General features: G+C 36.7%; 14 protein-coding genes. 10 read left to right on the top strand and 4 right to left on the bottom strand.

The features are described 5' to 3' along the window. Positions 1-33: 33 nt before the first annotated feature. Together D0S48_RS07770 and D0S48_RS07765 are read left to right on the top strand one after the other, a co-directional pair. Positions 34-513: a metal-dependent hydrolase gene (locus D0S48_RS07770; protein ID WP_151111069.1), complete on the top strand. Its 480-nt coding sequence runs from the start codon at positions 34-36 to the stop codon at positions 511-513. A gap of 432 nt (positions 514-945) precedes the next feature. Then, a complete protein-coding gene (locus D0S48_RS07765; RefSeq protein WP_151111067.1) occupies positions 946-3,189 on the top strand; it encodes a hypothetical protein in 2,244 nt (747 codons plus the stop codon). A 70-nt stretch (positions 3,190-3,259) separates the two neighbouring features. On the opposite strand, the gene D0S48_RS07760 is transcribed toward D0S48_RS07765, so the two are convergent. After that, complete coding sequence (locus D0S48_RS07760; protein ID WP_151111065.1) at positions 3,260-4,555, bottom strand: S8 family serine peptidase; 1,296 nt, start codon at positions 4,553-4,555, stop codon at positions 3,260-3,262. 110 nt (positions 4,556-4,665) lie between these two features. On the opposite strand from D0S48_RS07760, the gene D0S48_RS07755 reads away from it, so the two are divergent. Further along, positions 4,666-5,886, top strand: coding sequence for a helix-turn-helix domain-containing protein (locus tag D0S48_RS07755; RefSeq protein ID WP_151111063.1), 1,221 nt, complete (start codon positions 4,666-4,668; stop codon positions 5,884-5,886). Between the two features lie 15 nt (positions 5,887-5,901). Then, positions 5,902-6,093, top strand: coding sequence for a hypothetical protein (locus D0S48_RS07750; protein ID WP_151111061.1), 192 nt, complete (start codon positions 5,902-5,904; stop codon positions 6,091-6,093). Positions 6,094-6,224: 131 nt separating this feature from the next. Here D0S48_RS07750 and D0S48_RS07745 read toward each other — a convergent pair whose 3' ends face one another. Together D0S48_RS07745 and D0S48_RS07740 are read right to left on the bottom strand one after the other, a co-directional pair. Continuing rightward, positions 6,225-6,989: a Yip1 family protein gene (locus D0S48_RS07745; RefSeq protein WP_151111059.1), complete on the bottom strand. Its 765-nt coding sequence runs from the start codon at positions 6,987-6,989 to the stop codon at positions 6,225-6,227. A 20-nt stretch (positions 6,990-7,009) separates the two neighbouring features. After that, positions 7,010-7,819 (bottom strand): alpha/beta fold hydrolase, encoded by an 810-nt coding sequence (locus D0S48_RS07740; RefSeq protein WP_151111057.1) that lies wholly within the window; start codon positions 7,817-7,819, stop codon positions 7,010-7,012. 107 nt (positions 7,820-7,926) lie between these two features. On the opposite strand from D0S48_RS07740, the gene D0S48_RS07735 reads away from it, so the two are divergent. The 5 genes from D0S48_RS07735 to D0S48_RS07715 all read left to right on the top strand — a co-directional run bounded on the left by D0S48_RS07735 (position 7,927) and on the right by D0S48_RS07715 (position 13,503). Next, complete coding sequence (locus D0S48_RS07735; protein WP_151113745.1) at positions 7,927-8,883, top strand: bile acid:sodium symporter family protein; 957 nt, start codon at positions 7,927-7,929, stop codon at positions 8,881-8,883. Positions 8,884-9,086: 203 nt separating this feature from the next. Then, entirely contained in the window at positions 9,087-10,508 is a 1,422-nt protein-coding gene (locus tag D0S48_RS07730; RefSeq protein ID WP_151111055.1) for a serine hydrolase domain-containing protein, read from the top strand. A gap of 120 nt (positions 10,509-10,628) precedes the next feature. Continuing rightward, the gene (locus D0S48_RS07725) at positions 10,629-11,585 is read left to right on the top strand and encodes a dipeptidase (protein WP_151111053.1); all 957 of its coding nucleotides are present in this window, start codon (positions 10,629-10,631) and stop codon (positions 11,583-11,585) included. Positions 11,586-11,655: 70 nt separating this feature from the next. Next, positions 11,656-12,357 (top strand): gamma-glutamyl-gamma-aminobutyrate hydrolase family protein, encoded by a 702-nt coding sequence (locus D0S48_RS07720; RefSeq protein ID WP_144537378.1) that lies wholly within the window; start codon positions 11,656-11,658, stop codon positions 12,355-12,357. Between the two features lie 138 nt (positions 12,358-12,495). Beyond that, positions 12,496-13,503: a M23 family metallopeptidase gene (locus tag D0S48_RS07715; RefSeq protein WP_151113743.1), complete on the top strand. Its 1,008-nt coding sequence runs from the start codon at positions 12,496-12,498 to the stop codon at positions 13,501-13,503. Between the two features lie 32 nt (positions 13,504-13,535). Here the strand turns inward: D0S48_RS07715 and D0S48_RS07710 are convergent, their stop codons facing one another. Then, the gene (locus D0S48_RS07710; protein WP_144537380.1) at positions 13,536-13,874 is read right to left on the bottom strand and encodes a DUF5658 family protein; all 339 of its coding nucleotides are present in this window, start codon (positions 13,872-13,874) and stop codon (positions 13,536-13,538) included. A 357-nt stretch (positions 13,875-14,231) separates the two neighbouring features. On the opposite strand from D0S48_RS07710, the gene D0S48_RS07705 reads away from it, so the two are divergent. Next, positions 14,232-16,352: a hypothetical protein gene (locus D0S48_RS07705; RefSeq protein ID WP_151111051.1), complete on the top strand. Its 2,121-nt coding sequence runs from the start codon at positions 14,232-14,234 to the stop codon at positions 16,350-16,352. Positions 16,353-16,590 lie beyond the last annotated feature (238 nt).

The following is a 16,590-nucleotide window of genomic DNA, read 5'->3' as shown; positions in this document are numbered from 1 at the left end:
TGTCATACATAAGAAAAAGGAGAATAATTTAGCATGACAGGAAACACTCACATCATTGGCGGTCTTGCAGCAAGTCTTGCTATTTCACAGGTAACAGATTATGACCCAGTGCTTTTAGTAGTAGGGGGTGTAATAGGAGCTATTTTACCGGACATTTGTCACGGTGGAAGTAAGATAGGAAGAACTTTCCCTTTCTTGTCCAAAATTATTAACAAGATTTTCGGACACCGCTCCTTCACACACAGTCTGTTATTTATATTACTATTAGCTGCTATGATGAATTATTTTAGTTGGAATAAGGCAATTATGATGGGGATATCCGTTGGAGTAGCTAGCCATCTTATATTGGACATGGCGACAAAGAACGGAGTAAAACTATTTTTTCCATTAAAGGTAACAGTACGATTACCAATTACGACTAGAACAGGTAGTATAGTTGAAAGTATTGTATTTGCCGTATTATCGTTATTGACAGTTTACTTTGGATATGGAGCTTTTACTAATTACTTTTAATGGATTGTTATCTTTTAATAAACGAGTAAAAATCTAATAGTAATTAAGCTTAATATACTGGAAAAAAGATAGGCAACAAAAGTTAATAATATATCTTTCTCGTGAAGCCTAACAAATTTCTTTAAATATCTTACACAGGTTTGATTAAGTCAGAAACTATTACCTAAAAAAGCAGAAGAATTATATTTACCTAAAACTCAATGTAAAAGACTCCACTTATAGCTTATGAGCTTTGGTGGAGTTTTTTGATAGTGAAAAATAATTCTTTTATTTTAAATCTATTTGTCTAGGTGACTTCCTTTCATAGTAAGGCTTTATCGTTCGGTTAACTTTATGGGCTAATAGTATGGAATATCTATTATTTTCATAAGTTTATTTGGGAGTAACATATATTAACTTAAGCGACAAACGAAAGGAAGGGAGAAATATTCAATGAGGGAAAAAATGAAAAGGATGACCGCTTCAGCAATGGTTGCTGCTTCTGCCATTGTTGTTGTGTCACCCACTTTGCAAGTGGAGGCTGCTATTAATATAAAACAGCTAGTGATTGATGCCCAAAACGCAGGAAATGTGTTGAAATGGGCTATTTCTGTAGAAGGCTCTGCAGATGGAATAACTCAGCCATGGGAACAATTTAATAATGTTAAGCAAGCAATAGGAAATGCGGAGGCAGCAATTGCAAAGGAAAGCTTTTCAGAGAGATTGAAGTATGAATCTATGTTAATAGAGCCAAAAATTCAACTTCAGCGAGCTCAAGGTTATTTGGATGCTATTACGGCAAGCACTAAAATTCATGCCAAAACAAATGCACTTTCCTTAGCTGTACAGGCAAATAATTTAGAACAGGTGGAAAAAGCCTATCATGAAATGACTGCAGAATTCCGAAAGCAGACGATACTGTTAGATCGGGTTTATGGTCAGTCGACTCGTGATCGTATAAGAGGTGCAGTTAAAGGACCGGCTGAAAAGCTAATTGCAGAGTTAAAAAATGATGTGACGGTTCACATGCTAGCTAAGGGTGCAGAAGAGGATATGAGGAAGAACAGACATACAGAGGCCGCGAAAAAAATAAATGAGGCACAGGCCATTTTAAATGCTGAAACATTAAGATGGGAAAACAGCCTCCAGGCTAGAATAAATAATATCCAAACTATTTTACCGATTCAAGTTGTTTCTGTCTCTAGAGTGGATAACACAACTGTTCTTATTAAATTGAACCGGTCTATATCTTCGGTAAAGGCAGCTGAATTTACAGCTAATAATGGTATGACCGTTAGCAGTGCTACGTTAAGTGGCGATGGTTTTAGCGTTACATTAAAAACTTCCGTTCAACTTCCAGGCACGCCTTACACGATTAAATACAAAACTAGTTCAGTCAGTTTTACTGTTCCTGGTAATATTTCACCGATTTTTATTGGAGACCAAACTGTCCAACACAAAGAGACAACTGATGTTTTAGCGCTTACTGCTGCTTTTAATAACGCAAGTAACCAATCTATTCGGATTGATGTGCCAGCTGGTCTCAAATTGATTTCTGTTAATGGAGTGGCAAATAACACCGCAGGATCTAAGTCAGTAAATGCAACTACTGATAATAATGGGGTTGTCAGCATTGTATTCACCGCTAAGGATACTAGCACTCCAGCTTTGGATAAGACCGTTTCCTTTCATAAAATCAGTAAAAATAAAGTAGTAGAATCTCAAATTTCAGGAGTATTTAATCTTTATTCTCCTGCAAAGGAAGCTGCAATTACCAAGAAAAAAATAAGGTATATTGACATTAAAAATAATTATTTTGTGTCTACGGAAGGGGTCAAATATAGCTGGAAGCTTTATAATGATATATTCCAAAATGAAGGAGTGAATATTTCCTTAGATTCATTTAAAGCAGAGCTTGATATTGGTGATGTGATTAACGGGACCTATCATTTGACATCCAGTTCATTATTTAATATTTCCGCTAATGTCTCTGTAGCCCCAGTCAAGCTGGATACTAAGTTTAACGTTAAAGCAGGAACATCTGGTTATCGTATTAACGCCAGCAAAATAGAGTTAAAAGGCACAGCACAGCCAAACTACGAATTATTCTTTTTCCAAAATAATGGGCTTTCTATTGGGAAAGTAAAGGCTGATAGTAAGGGGAATTGGACATTTACTGCAAATGTAGAAACAAATTCGATAACTGATTTCTCCATTCTTCAGCAACCAGCCGGAAAAGCAATTCCAGCATTTGTTGGATGGGGGGAAGTAGCTTTAAGAGTGATAGAAGGACCATTCTCAATTGGAGAAGTAAGTGAAGGGAAAACTAAGGATAACGACCTGGATAACGAAAAGATTACGTTTACGTTAGCACCAATAAAGTATTTAAATGGGGCAGTTCTAGCCCAAGATCAAGCTACTATTTCCAAGCAGGCATCCATTATAGTGGTTGATACAGATGGTACAAAGGTGAAATATACAAACAGCCAAAACAAAACTGTCTTTGCCACAGAAAAAAATGCTTTCTCTATTGACTTTGGTCCGATCAATCCAAAAAGAAACGGAGAGCAACTAATAGACAAAGGCAAGGATGGCAAACTATCTGGTCCATTATCTATTGTATCAATTGAAGGTGTTACAAACGAATACGGTCTAATGCTCAAAACCAAAAACGGAGACCAAATCATCAACTACTAAACACCAATATTACAGGCTTGTATCAGGTGCCAGGCACCTGATACAAGCCTGTAATAATTCTATTTAGTTATTATTGTACGCGAGCAAAACCAAAGCCAGAAGCGTAGTCGTCTCCAGTTGCTGCTCCGTATCCGCCTTTAATGTCTACTGCTTTTGCTCTATTTTGTAAGTTTGAGCGTAGTTGAGTATGAGACCATGAAGGATTTTGTGCCCAAATTTTTGCAGCTAATCCTGCGACATGTGGTGTTGCCATTGAGGTTCCGCTAATTGTGTTGTACCCACCGTTATACCAAGTAGAGTATACAGCGGAGCCTGGAGCTGAGATTTCGATGTCACCTTGTTGGATGACATAGTCACCGTCTGTGGAAGTATATCCGCGAGAAGAATAGTTAGCTACGCGATAAGTTCCATTTTCTTGTGTATTTTCAAGAGCTGCTACCGCTACTGCATTGACTAAAGCACCTGGGTAACCGATTGTTCCTTGTGCGTACCCAGAGTTACCAGCTGCAGCGATGATTAAAACACCTTTACCATAAGCGTAGTTAACGGCATTTGATATTAAACTATTATTTCCAGAAGATCCTAAAGACATATTAATAACTGTTTTTGTTCCTGTAGAAGAAGCTTGATCTGCAGCGTGTCTGATTGCTGCAGCAATATCGTCCGAATAACCAGAACCGCTATCGCTCAGTACTTTGTATGCCCATAGGTCAGCAGCAGGTGCTACCCCATATACTCCACCTTTGTCACTTCCTCCATCTGCAAGAGCTGTTCCCGCAACGTGGGTACCATGTCCATTACCATCTGCACAGCTATTATTGATGACTGTAGTTGCCCCAGTAAAGTTTTTACATTGTTCTACTCTATTAGCTAAATCAGGGTGGGCTATATTTGCTCCAGTGTCCAGTACGGCAATATTGATACCACTTCCTCCAGAAGTAGTAGTTAAACTACTATTATTATAAATAGCTTTAATACCCCAAGGAACTTGCTGGGATGCTCTAGCAGCAATCTCGTTATCTGCTATTTCATTAATAGATTGTTCTGCTGGTAAATCTAGCGTTACAACAGGTACCTTTGTAACAGTAATATTTTTATTGTTTTGTAGAGCCTGGAACTGCTTTTCGTTCATTTCGGTAGAAAATCCATTATCCGAAAGCTCCCATCTAACTTCATATTGGCTTGCTAGAGATGCTTTGGATGACTTGTCGTTCGTTTCTACATAAACTCGAAACTTTTCTTGGCCGATTCCAGAATTTCTGTCCTCGCTAGAAGATGGTGTTTCTGCCACAGAGCTAGCTTGTACTGGTGCTGCTAGTGACCCTGCGATTAAGAGACTTGCGATTGCCATTTTTACTTTGCTCATCTGTGAAAACTCCTTTTCGTTTTAGTTTTGTAGTACAATAATAAAACTACCATGTTTTGAATATTTTGTTTATTGGGAAATAATATTTTGCAATAATTAGGAGGGATACCATGAGGATTGGCTCTTTGCTCAAATTTTATCGTACAAAAAGAGGGTTAACACAAAATAGTCTTGCCATGGGAATATGTTCCGTGCCTCATCTCAGTAAAATAGAAAACAATAGCAAGGAAGCAAATGTGGAGACAATCCGCTTGTTGCTTGAACGGTTAAGCATCGACTTACAGGACGTTCAAGCTAACGAATGGAATATTCTAGAATTATTAAAAGAGTTTTTGAGTCATATCCACTATTTAGAAGAGGAAAAGGCAAAGAATGCTTATAAGCAACTAGAAGGGTATAGAGAATTAATCGTTTTTACGGACTTTATCTATTTATATGAGCTTTACAAATTACGCTATTATTTATTAATAAATAACAGAGAAGCAGCAGATTATCAGTTAAAATGGCTCCATGCACAAAGGCAAAATTTTTCCCAATATGAGAAGTATTTACTTTTATACTTTGGTGCTTTAATTTTAATGTTAAGGGGGAGATATGAAGAGGCAGACAGGCAGCTAACGCGAATCATTCAAGATAAAGCAGAAATGGGAACATTTGAAGGCGAAATTTATTACCATCTTGCAGTAGTGAAGGGGCATGTGGATGAAGCTAGCCTAGCCATTATTTATGGCAAAAAAGCTTTGCAATTTTATAGCAATCAATACAATTTTAAGAGAATCCTTCATACACTAATGTCACTGGCTTTAAACTATTCACGTGCCAAAATTTTTAATGAGGCTTTGGAAACATATAATCATTTATTAAGAAGCATAGAGATGCTAAATCAAAAGCATTTGCTTCCAAAAATTTATCATAATATAGGTGATCTCCATCAACGTATGGGAGATTACAAGCAAGCTGTGGAGTACTTTCAAAAAAGTGCCGCGAATATCCCCAAAGATACGGAAAATTATCTCCTCTGTTTATATAATTTGGCACAAACCCAGTTTCGTTTGGAACAATGGGATGAGTGCCGGGAGAGTTTTACATTATTGAAAATGGAGACGAAAAAACAGAAAGTCTTACATTATCGTTTGTTCACAAACTTTTACTTGTTATTGTTAGATAACGAAAAGGAAAAGGCTATGCTTTTTTTAGAGGAAAAATTAGTACCTTATACAGCAAGGGTAGAGGATTTTAAAGAGGCCCACCATCAATTTTTAGTTATTTTGACAGATTACTATAGACAAGAAGGAAAGTTTGAAAAGGTAGTTCAGCTTACTAATCGATAGAGGAGAGTGTAAACCATGAAAAAATCAGTAAAGGCTTTGTTTTTGGCTACACTAGCAGGTGTAGTGATTACACTGATACCGATTCATCCACCAATTGGATCTAGCGCAGCAAGTGATGTATCATCCATTCCAATTCATCCGCCAATTGGTCACAGTTTTAGTCCAGATGATTCTAATTCCATTCCCATTCATCCACCTATTGGGTGAATTAAAAAAAGAGAAATCCGTTTGGGTTTCTCTTTTTTATATTAGTCTAGCTCCAGTTACGCAAAACCTTTCGCTAGTTTGATATTGCATACTTAAAATTTAACAACCGTTTAAAAGAATAAACAATGCAGCTACTTCAACAAATAAGTTAAATTTTGTACATAGCTATTAATGGTCAGATTGCCAATCATCATAGTAATCATTAGCATAAGCATAAAGAAAAGAACAATATATAAAAGGAATCCATACAATGGTTCAAAGCTTTCTTGTTTGCTCGTCAATATAGCGCTAATGATATAAAGGGGTATAAATAATATAGCCAAAATTAAACAAATAGTAAGAATCCCATTTCCAAAGGAAAATGATTTTAAAAACATAAGGATAAGGGATAGCGTTGCACCTATTAATAAAATTGGTAACTGCCCACCATAAAAGCTGATAATACTCTTAAAAGAATGCTGCGGTCCAAAAATAGTATTAATAAAAAATATCGAAAGGACCGCTATCACTACTAAAATAATGGTGACGAAATACATTTCTGTAAATGACGATAGGAAGCTCGGTGGATTACTCCAATGTTGATTGATTGTAAATAAATAAATAGATATACAAAAAAGAGCTACAAATAATAGAATACTGACAACTGCATTTGAGTAGTCACCTTCCCCTTTGCTGAATGCATGCGAAGGGCTTTTTAACTGGCGAATAAAGTAGCTACTATATTGCCTTGCATAATTCTTTAAAGAGGCTAAGTGGTCTTTTGCTGCGACTGAGGGAATGCTTGTAGCGATTACCGATTCCTTGACAGCCTCTCTTTGATGTCTTAACAAATAATTACCACAACCTGAGCAATAATTCCCTACCACTTGATCATGACTACAATTTGGACATATCATCTTTTTCCTCCTATTTGATTTTAGTCTATAAACTTTGCAATTTCTTCGTTAAATTTCTCTTTTTCCTCGTAAAACAATCCATGACCGCTATATTCAAATGACACTAATGTAGAGTCTTTAATATAGACATGCATGAGTTCACCTAGCACATAGGGACAAATTTTATCCCATTTACCATGAAGGATGAGTGTTGGTACTTGAATCCCAGGGAGATCTCTCCTTAAGTCTTCGTCTCGTAACGTTTCAAGACACTTCGCTGTTGCGTGTCCGGAAGCGGTTAGGCATAGACTTTGAAACCAATGTTGGAAACTTTCGCTTAAGTAACTTTGAAAGAAGATGTCACTAAAATCCTGTACCATCCTAGGTCTATCACTATTAGTCTTGTTTAATAATTCATTTACTACTTCCACTGAGGTGCCATAAGGGAAGTCGGGCTGCATTGTGAAAACCGGGGCTGCTGCACCAGCAAGAGTAAGTTTATTTACTTGGTGTCCTTTATAACGGGACATATAACGGATAGCTACCGCTCCCCCCATCGAATGACCGATTAGAGTAATACTTTCTAGCTGAAGGGTGTCTATAATAACTCGAATGTCGTCTGCCATCCGATCGTACGAGTAGCTACTCCATGGATTGGAGGATTTTCCAAAGCCGCGCAAGTCAACGCCGATGCAACGATATCCTAGTACAGGGAGTTGGTTGAATTGATATTCAAACATTTGATGATTAGCTGGCCATCCATGAATGAATAAGATGGTTTTATTAGCGGAAGGATTGACATCCTCTATGTAAATATTCACACCTTTTTCAACCTTTACATAATATCCCATATAAGCCTCCCTTTTTAACCGATATATAAATATATGAAAGAATAGATATGGTTATTCTTTTGTGTGAGGTTCATGAAATACATAAAAGATAGATGGGGAGGGCTGCAATCATGTTCCACATAAATAAATTTCTTGAGAAGACGATGGCGTATTTTATTCCAATAAGTGTTGTTATCGGCGTACTGATCTCTGACTATATTGTAGATTTTGCTTGGTTAATACCTTGGATTTTCGCGTTCATGACCTTTGCCGGAAGTTTAAATTCAAACTTTGCTTCGTTTAAAGATGCTGTTTTACACCCGTTACCAATATTTGTTACATTAACTATTTTGCATATTATCATGCCACTAGTCTCACTTGGAATCGGTCATCTTATGTTCCCGGGAGAAACCCTAACTATAACAGGGATGGTCTTAGCCATGGCGATTCCTACTGGAATTACGAGCTTTGTATGGGTTGCAATTTCAAAGGGAAACAATGTGCTAGCACTGACTATAATTTTAATAGGTGCACTTCTTTCTCCAGTTATTGTTCCTCTAACGCTAGACCTCCTTGTAGGAGGAACTGTGGAAATTAATGCAGTGGGTATGATGCTTGGTTTACTTTGGACTATAGTTATCCCATCTATTGCAGGGATGATTTTAAACCAGGTGACCAAGGGGAAGGTAGTAGACATTTTAAGTGCCAGGCTATCACCATTTTCGAAATTAGGGATGAGTATTGTAGTCATGCTAAATGGTGCAGTTGTTGCTCCGTATTTATTGGAGGAGAACTATAGGTTAATAGGACTTGGAATAGTAGTAATTATTATTTCCATATTAGGCTATGTCTTTTCCTTTCTAGCTGGAAAGCTATTAAAACAAGAAAAAGTTACCGTTATCGCGATGGCCTTTACGGGAGGAATGCGCAATATTAGTGCCGGTGTAGTGCTAGCAACTACGTATTTCCAACCAGCCGTAGCCATACCAGTAGTTCTTGGGATGTTGTTTCAACAAGTGCTGGCTTCTATTTTTAAAGGGTTTCTACAACGGTATTACGATAAGCTAGATCAACAAGAGGATTGAGTTCTAGCTTATCCTTGTACTTCATATATATTTTTGGACGATTGCCTTATTTGAGATGAAGAGTCCTATGTTTTCAAACGGATATAGCAAAATATTATTTTTATTTTCTAAAAATTTAGTCTTTTGAAGATAGTATTATGCTAAAATATTTCCAAGAGAATGGACAAGCTTAAATGTGCTAGCTAATAAAGGGGGACTTCAGAATGGTAAACAAAATTGAAAAGATGGATCTTTTCGAGCAATATGCGAATGATTTAATAGAAGAGCATTTGATCCCTGGAGTGGGAATTGCTTTTAACCAAACCAACAAACGAATATATGAAAAAGCATTTGGATACAGAAATGTCGAGAATCTTCTCCCAATCAATGCTGATACTGTATTTGGGATAGCCTCTATGACAAAATCCTTTACCTGTGTTGCGATTATGCAGCTTCAGGAGGCTGGAAAACTATCTGTTCATGATGAAATTGTAAAGTATCTCCCTGAATTTAAGACCAAGGATGAAAAGAAAACAAAGAAAATCACGATTCACCATCTAATGACCCATACCTCAGGGCTACCCCCTATTGCAACTCATGTTTATGCTAGGAAGCGAAGCATTGACCAAGATCCGTCGGCCAAGGATTATGGGCTGGATTTAGTAAATAATCCGGAGGCGGCTATTGATACGTACGAAGAGCTAATCTCTTACATCTCTAATCAAGATTTTCAATTGCTTGGAGAACCAGGCATGGAGTTTAGCTACTCTAATGATTGCTATGGGCTGCTTGGGATTATCATTAATCGTGTCAGTGGACAAACCTATGAGGACTATATTATAGAACATATTTTACAGCCGATTCAAATGGATAATAGCTTTTTTGACCTATCAAAAATAAAAGAAAAAGATAATGTAACGAGCTTATATATGTCTAGGCATACCTCTAAGGGACTAGAAGTTTATGAGGCTCCCCTATGGTGGGATGCGCCTTCTATGAGAGCAGCAGGTTATTTGAAATCCACTCAAAATGACATACTTAAGTATTTGAATATTTTTCTAAACAAAGGCATGGCTGGGGATAAGAGAATCCTTCAAGAGCAAAGTGTAGAGCAGATGATCTACCCTCATGTGGAGTTTGAAAAAGGACGCTTTTATGGTTATGGACTACGTGTGGTTCCTGACTATTTTGGAACAGCCTTTATTAATCATGGTGGTGGATTGAAGGGAGTATCTTCTTTTATGGGTATCTTACCCGACAAAGGAATTTCTGGTGTGCTATTAAGTAGTTTAGCGGATGTCCCATCTGACAAGCTTTTCCTAGGAGCATTAAATGTGCTGGAGAGTAGGGCGCCAACTGCAAAGCATATTCAGTTTACAACCAAAGATTTGCCTTTAGAAAAGCTTCAAAAATACAGAGGAAAGTTCGTATCTGGTGAAGGTATGAAGGTTAATGTAGACATTGTGGATGGCAGTTTGGCTATTATATCTAATGCAGGCAATAATCCTCTCCGATTTATAGAGGGTAATTTATTTATCGGTACGTTGGAGGACCAAGAAAATCTAATCGAGTTTTTAAAAGACGATAACGGGGAAATAAATCGTATTTTTTATAGCTCTCGTCAAATATTTAAAAGTTACGCTTAAAATTTGTCCTATTAAGATTGTAGTGTCTGCTTATGATAGCGAGCGGTCCGATTATAGAGGCAACTCTCTCCATTATGAGAATAAATAAGAAGCAACTCGCTCGGGAAAGGAAATGAAAAAATGAAGATAATTGATACGCATTGTGATGCACTGTTGAAGCTACAGTTAGCCAAACGAGGAAGAGTTTATCAAGTAAATCCCCTTACCTTTACGGATGCTCCTGAAATAGAAACAAACGTTGAGCGATTGTCAGAGGGAAATGTCCTTGCACAATTTTTTGCCGTTTTTATTTACCCGAATATACCAGATGATCAGAAATGGGCACATGCTTTAGAGCAAATCGATTTGTTCTATACGGAAGTGTTGGGAAAAAATCCAAGGATGAAGCATATAAAAAAGTGGGAGGACTTAGGAAAGTTAAAGGATGGAGAGATTGGTGCCATTTTAGCATTAGAGGGAGCAGATGCGTTTGGGAACGATCTGATGAAGCTGCGTCATTTATATAGGCTCGGTGTGCTTTCCATTGGATTAACGTGGAATAATGCCAATTTATGCGCAGATGGAGCAGGAGAGCCAAGAGGAGGAGGACTAACGCTACTTGGTAAGGAGGTTGTGCTCTTAAACAATGAGCATAAAGTTTTAACAGATGTGTCGCATCTAAGTGAAAAAGGATTTTGGGATGTGATGAATCTAGCAAATTTTCCATTTGCTTCTCACTCGAATACAAGTAATCTATGTGAACATCCAAGAAATTTAAATGATGAACAAATAAAAGCAATGTTTGATAAGGGTGGGCATATCCATGTCGTTTTTTATCCTCCTTTTATTAATGGTAAGGACACAGCCGAAATATCTGATCTCATCAAGCATATTGATCATCTATGTTCGTTGGGAGGAGTTAAGCGAATTGGATTAGGCTCTGATTTTGATGGCATGGATTTCTATACAAATGGTCTTCACAAATCCTCTGATTTCCCAGTTTTGATAAATGAGTTATTGAAATGCTATTCAGAAGAAGAGGTACAGGGATTTGCTTACAAAAACTTTATGAATTTACCTGTTTTACAGAAGAATTAATAGTCATTTTACATTATTCACTATATTTATATTTATTGTATAATTATAGGAAAATTTTAAGGAGGTTTCTATGAAACCAGTCATTGGTGTTTCCTCGAATTTAACGGATCTTGTACTTTCTGTACCGACCGACAATATTCATGCGATTGCAAGATTCGGTGGCGTCCCTATTGTGTTACCAAATATGGAGATCGATGTCATTGAGTCTATTTCAAATTTAATAGATGGACTACTATTAACAGGTGGCGGAGATATTGACCCAACTCTTTTTGGCGAAGAGCCCCATAGAGGTCTAGGAAATATCGTACCAGAACGGGATGAATTTGAAATAGCTCTGATTAAAAAGATGCTTGAGCAAAATAAACCAATCTTAGGAATTTGTAGAGGGGCTCAAATCCTAAGCATAGCTGCTGGCGGTGATATGTATCAGGATATATACGATCAGGTGAAAGTAGATCTCCTGCAGCACGATCAAAAAGCAACAAGAACTCACGCCTCACACTATGTTCAGGTCAATGAAGGAACAGTTCTGAAGCAAATAATTGGAGAAAATCGCATAAAAGTAAACAGCTTTCACCATCAGGCTGTACGAGAAGTTCCTAAGGGATACAAAATTTCGGGTTTAGCTAGTGATGGAATTATAGAAGCATTTGAAAGTGAAAATCATCCTTTTGTATTAGGTTTACAGTGGCATCCAGAATGCTTGGTAAATAAAGAAGATGCCCCATCCATTGCCATTTTTAAAAAATTTATTGAAGCGTGTAAAAATTGACTTTAACGACTGTCTTACATTGGACAGTCGTTTTTATTTTGTTCAAAAGACCATTAAATATGTTTCCATTTTTGATTCATGAAATTAGTTTGTTTGGGGAAACTACTGAAAGAATAAAAAAGGAGGTATTTTGATTTGATGCGCTTACTTGTAAAATCTTTATCCATCGGCTTCCTATTTCTGTTCTTTACCTCCGAGGTTTCGGCAGCCGAGGAACTCACGCGCGAGCAAATTTTAGACAAGCGGATGGATTATTATATAAGGTATTCTACAGATACATTACCTTGGTATTACTTGGCGGCAGTGGACCAATACGAAAGAAATATTCAAGAGGTTAGAAAAGATTTACCAGAGCGTGATGGAGTTGTAGCTATTCAGTTTACAGATGACTTTTGGGTGGGACCACTGAATCCGCTAGGGGATGATACTAATTTAACCACTATTTCATTTTTTGATGGACAAGGTCGAGATGGTAATAATGACGGATTCGCTGATCGTCAAAATGATGAGGACGTCATGTTTACGCTTGTCCAGTATTTAAGTCCAAGAGTGCATTCTGAAAAGGATTTCCAAAGGGCTTTAAGGGAATACTACGACAAAGAAATAACGGTCAAACAAATCATGACGAATGCTAAAATTTATAAGACATATGAAGTGCTAAATTTAGATAAACGAGCCTTTGTACTATCTATTCGGCATGACTACAGCTACCGCAGTACGTGGGGAGACAGACGGGGATGGGGCGGTAGACGTATGCATGAGGGAACAGACCTTTTTGCCTATAGCGGAGTTCCAGTAAAATCAGCAACGTACGGGATAGTGGAAACTAAAGGGTGGAATGACTATGGCGGCTGGCGGGTAGGGATTAGAGATGTTAATAATACGTATCATTATTATGCCCATCTTTCAGGCTACGCTAAAGGAATAGAGGAAGGAAGCATTGTAGAGCCAGGCACAGTGGTCGGCTATGTAGGAAGTTCTGGCTACGGCAAGAAAGGTACATCTGGTAAGTTTGCACCACATTTACATTATGGAATGTACAAATACAATGGACGTACAGAATGGGCCTACGATCCGTTTCCTTTACTGCAAAAATGGGAACGTGAAGAAAAAATCCGATATAAGTTAAATCCAGCGGCTAAATAGTTGCTGGATTTTTTTCGCCATGCAAATTTTACTTATGCAATAAACAACATATATAACCAAAATATATGTTTGAACAGTACAAATGCATAAAGGAATAGGGCACCCGCTATAAGGAGCTGCAAATAAGCTTTAGGCTTTAATTTTGTCATAATATACATAAACAGAAGCGGCAAAACGATTTTAATCGAGAAGAATATAAATACACTGTTTTCATATACATAGCGCATAAGTGGATTGGATTCTTCTATATAGCTGTTACTTAAACCGAAATGGGTGATTAAGCTATCGCAAATAGCTAATACTAAAAGAAGAAACGTTGTAAAAAGCCACCTATTTTGTTCGATAGGCTCGTTTTTAATTTTTATGTCCATAAGAGAAGAACTCCTTAACATTGTTTTATTTCTTGAAAAAATAGTCTTAGTAGTATGACATTTAAAAAATCTTTTTAACCCTTTTTATGGAATAAAATTAAAATAATATAACCTGAAATATTTAATTTTATTAAAATTTTTGTATTATTTTAATATTTTAAGTAATATTTTTACATTTATATTTTTTTACTTTGAAAAGAGAAATGCCTTTGGAATCATAGGTTGTTTATTAATAAACTAAATTTTCTTGAAATTAAAAGTATAGATAGATAGAATTGATAATAATATGTATATCTTTGGAAAATATTAAATTTTGATAATATTTAAAGAAGATTCATACAAAATAGGGGGAATTCGATGAATGGGAAGCATATGAAAAAAATAGTAGTTGCGTTTGTCTTAGTAATATCTCTTCTTTCTAATTCTTTTGTGGGTGCAGCTTATGCATCTCCAATTGATACTGTAGAAAAGGCTCAAATCCAAATAGAAAATACGATGAAGACTTCTTCTAAGTCTCCTTTTTTAAGTTCAATAATTGATCAAACTGTAGCAAAGCTATTTATGGCAATGCTCTATGTAGTACCTCCAGCTTCTAAGGTGAAGGAAAGCGATGAAAAAGTTATTAAAGTAGTCCATGCTACGTATGAGAAGTTGACCAAAAACCAGAAAAAGCTAGTAGACATAACTAGATTAGTGGACGCAGAAAATGCATTAATAGCGTTAAAAGCGGCTAAGGAAGATAAGTTAATTGCTGCAAAGGTAGTAGCATTAATAGATCAAATTAAAAAAGATTCAAGTGCTTCAGAATATAAAAATGCGATTTCAGTAGCGCAAGCTGAATATAATAAACTAACTAATAATCAAAAAGCTTTAGTTACAAACTCGGACAAGCTAATTAAGGAAGTAGCTGATTTGAAAGCTGCTGAAGCAGAGGTGGCTAAAATTACTCCAAGTACAATTGGAGAATTGGTAGAAGGAGATATTTTGCTCGATAAAATATCAGCTTTAATTGGTGAAGATTATTTAGTGACATTAACATCTACACCTGAGGATATGGTTGTAGACGGTCGAATTGTACAGCCAGAAGTTGGTGAAGAAGCGAAGACAGGCACAGTTGTAATGTTGCTGACAAGAGCTGATGGCACAAAGGTTGAGCATTCCGTAGAGCTTTCGGTAAAGGCTAAAGTAAAGGTTGAGAAAGGTCTTGCTCACATAAGTTTATACAAGGATAGTACCTCTTCCGTGAATAAAATTAACTTTGCAACTGTTTCTAATTTTGCATTGAAGAATAAAGAAACAAACAAAGTTTATAATGTAGGGACTTCTCCAAGCAATCAGAAGCATGTATTTCAAATGAAGGACCTCCCAGCAGGCTCTTATACGATCGAGGTAAATACTCCAGACGTATTCCTTGTAGAGCGCATTGACCTTGGAGACACCTATAAAGAAACTGTCTACCATCCAGATACTAATCCTGTAGTGATTACGAAGGATAAAACGACGTATGTAAAAATTGTATTAAAATCAGAGATTACATTACAGGATATTAAACCATTAGAGAACATAACTGTTCCTTATGATATTACCTTCGAGGAATTCCAAGCAGCCTTACCAAAACAAGGTAAAATTGTCGATTCAACAGGCGAGGAGCATGTAGTTTCATTGAAATGGGACGTACGACCTTTCCAATTTGAAAATTATAAAAAGCCGGGGACTATGACCCTTTCCAGTGAATTCTTCAGTTTACCTATAGAGGTATCTAATAGTACGCCAGCACAACGTCTAGATATGACAATTCAAGTGACTTTTGCAGAACCTGAAAAGGGGAATACACAAGTCAGCTTATTCAGAGATAGCACTTCCTCTATGAATAAGATAGATTTCACCAATATTAGCAACTTTAGCTTGAAGAATAAAAAGACAAATAAAGTTTATCAAGTAGGCTCCACGCCAAGTAATCAGAAGCATGTGTATCAAATGAAGGACATTCCAGAAGGTGCTTACACGATTCATTTCGATACGTTAGATACGATGAATGTAGACAAAATTGAATTAGGAGAAGCGTATAAAGAAACAACTTATCATGCAGACTCCAACCCACTGGTAATTACGAAGAATAAAACGGCTTATGTAAAGATTGTTTTAAAGTCAGAAGTTACTTTACAATCTATTAATCCATTAGAGCCTTTAACAGTTCCTTCTGACATTACTTACGATGAGTTCCTTGCACAACTGCCTAAGCAAACAACTATTGTTGATTCGGATGGCGATGAGCATACAGTGGCAATTTCTTGGGATATTCGACCATTTCAGTTCACTAACTATAAAAAACCTGGTACAACTTCTTTAACTAGTCAGTTCTTCCAGCTGCCAGTGGAGGTGTCTAACAGCACTCCTGCACAGCGATTAGAGGTAGGCTTACAAGTAATATTCGAAGCACCAGAGACATCTAATATAGTTCAAGACGAGGAACAATAATATAAGGAAATCTCTTTAGAGCCGAGTGCTTTAAAGAGATTTTTTAATTTATAAGAAAGTAGAAATTGTATATCTTTTCACTCGAAGATAAATAGGAAGAAGCTAGTGATTGGAGAAATAATATTCGAGGTGAGCCTATTTAAATGTGTAAGAGTTATATATATTTACGTGTTTCTTATAGCTGGAAAGATTATTTTTCTGTATATAGGGTACTTTAATAAGGCTATAATTATAATTA

It is taken from the genome of Psychrobacillus sp. AK 1817 (assembly GCF_008807035.1).
Lineage (GTDB): Bacteria > Bacillota > Bacilli > Bacillales_A > Planococcaceae > Psychrobacillus > Psychrobacillus faecigallinarum.
The sequence above is the reverse complement of the archived record's forward strand: the minus strand, read 5'-3'. Positions and strand labels throughout refer to the sequence as shown.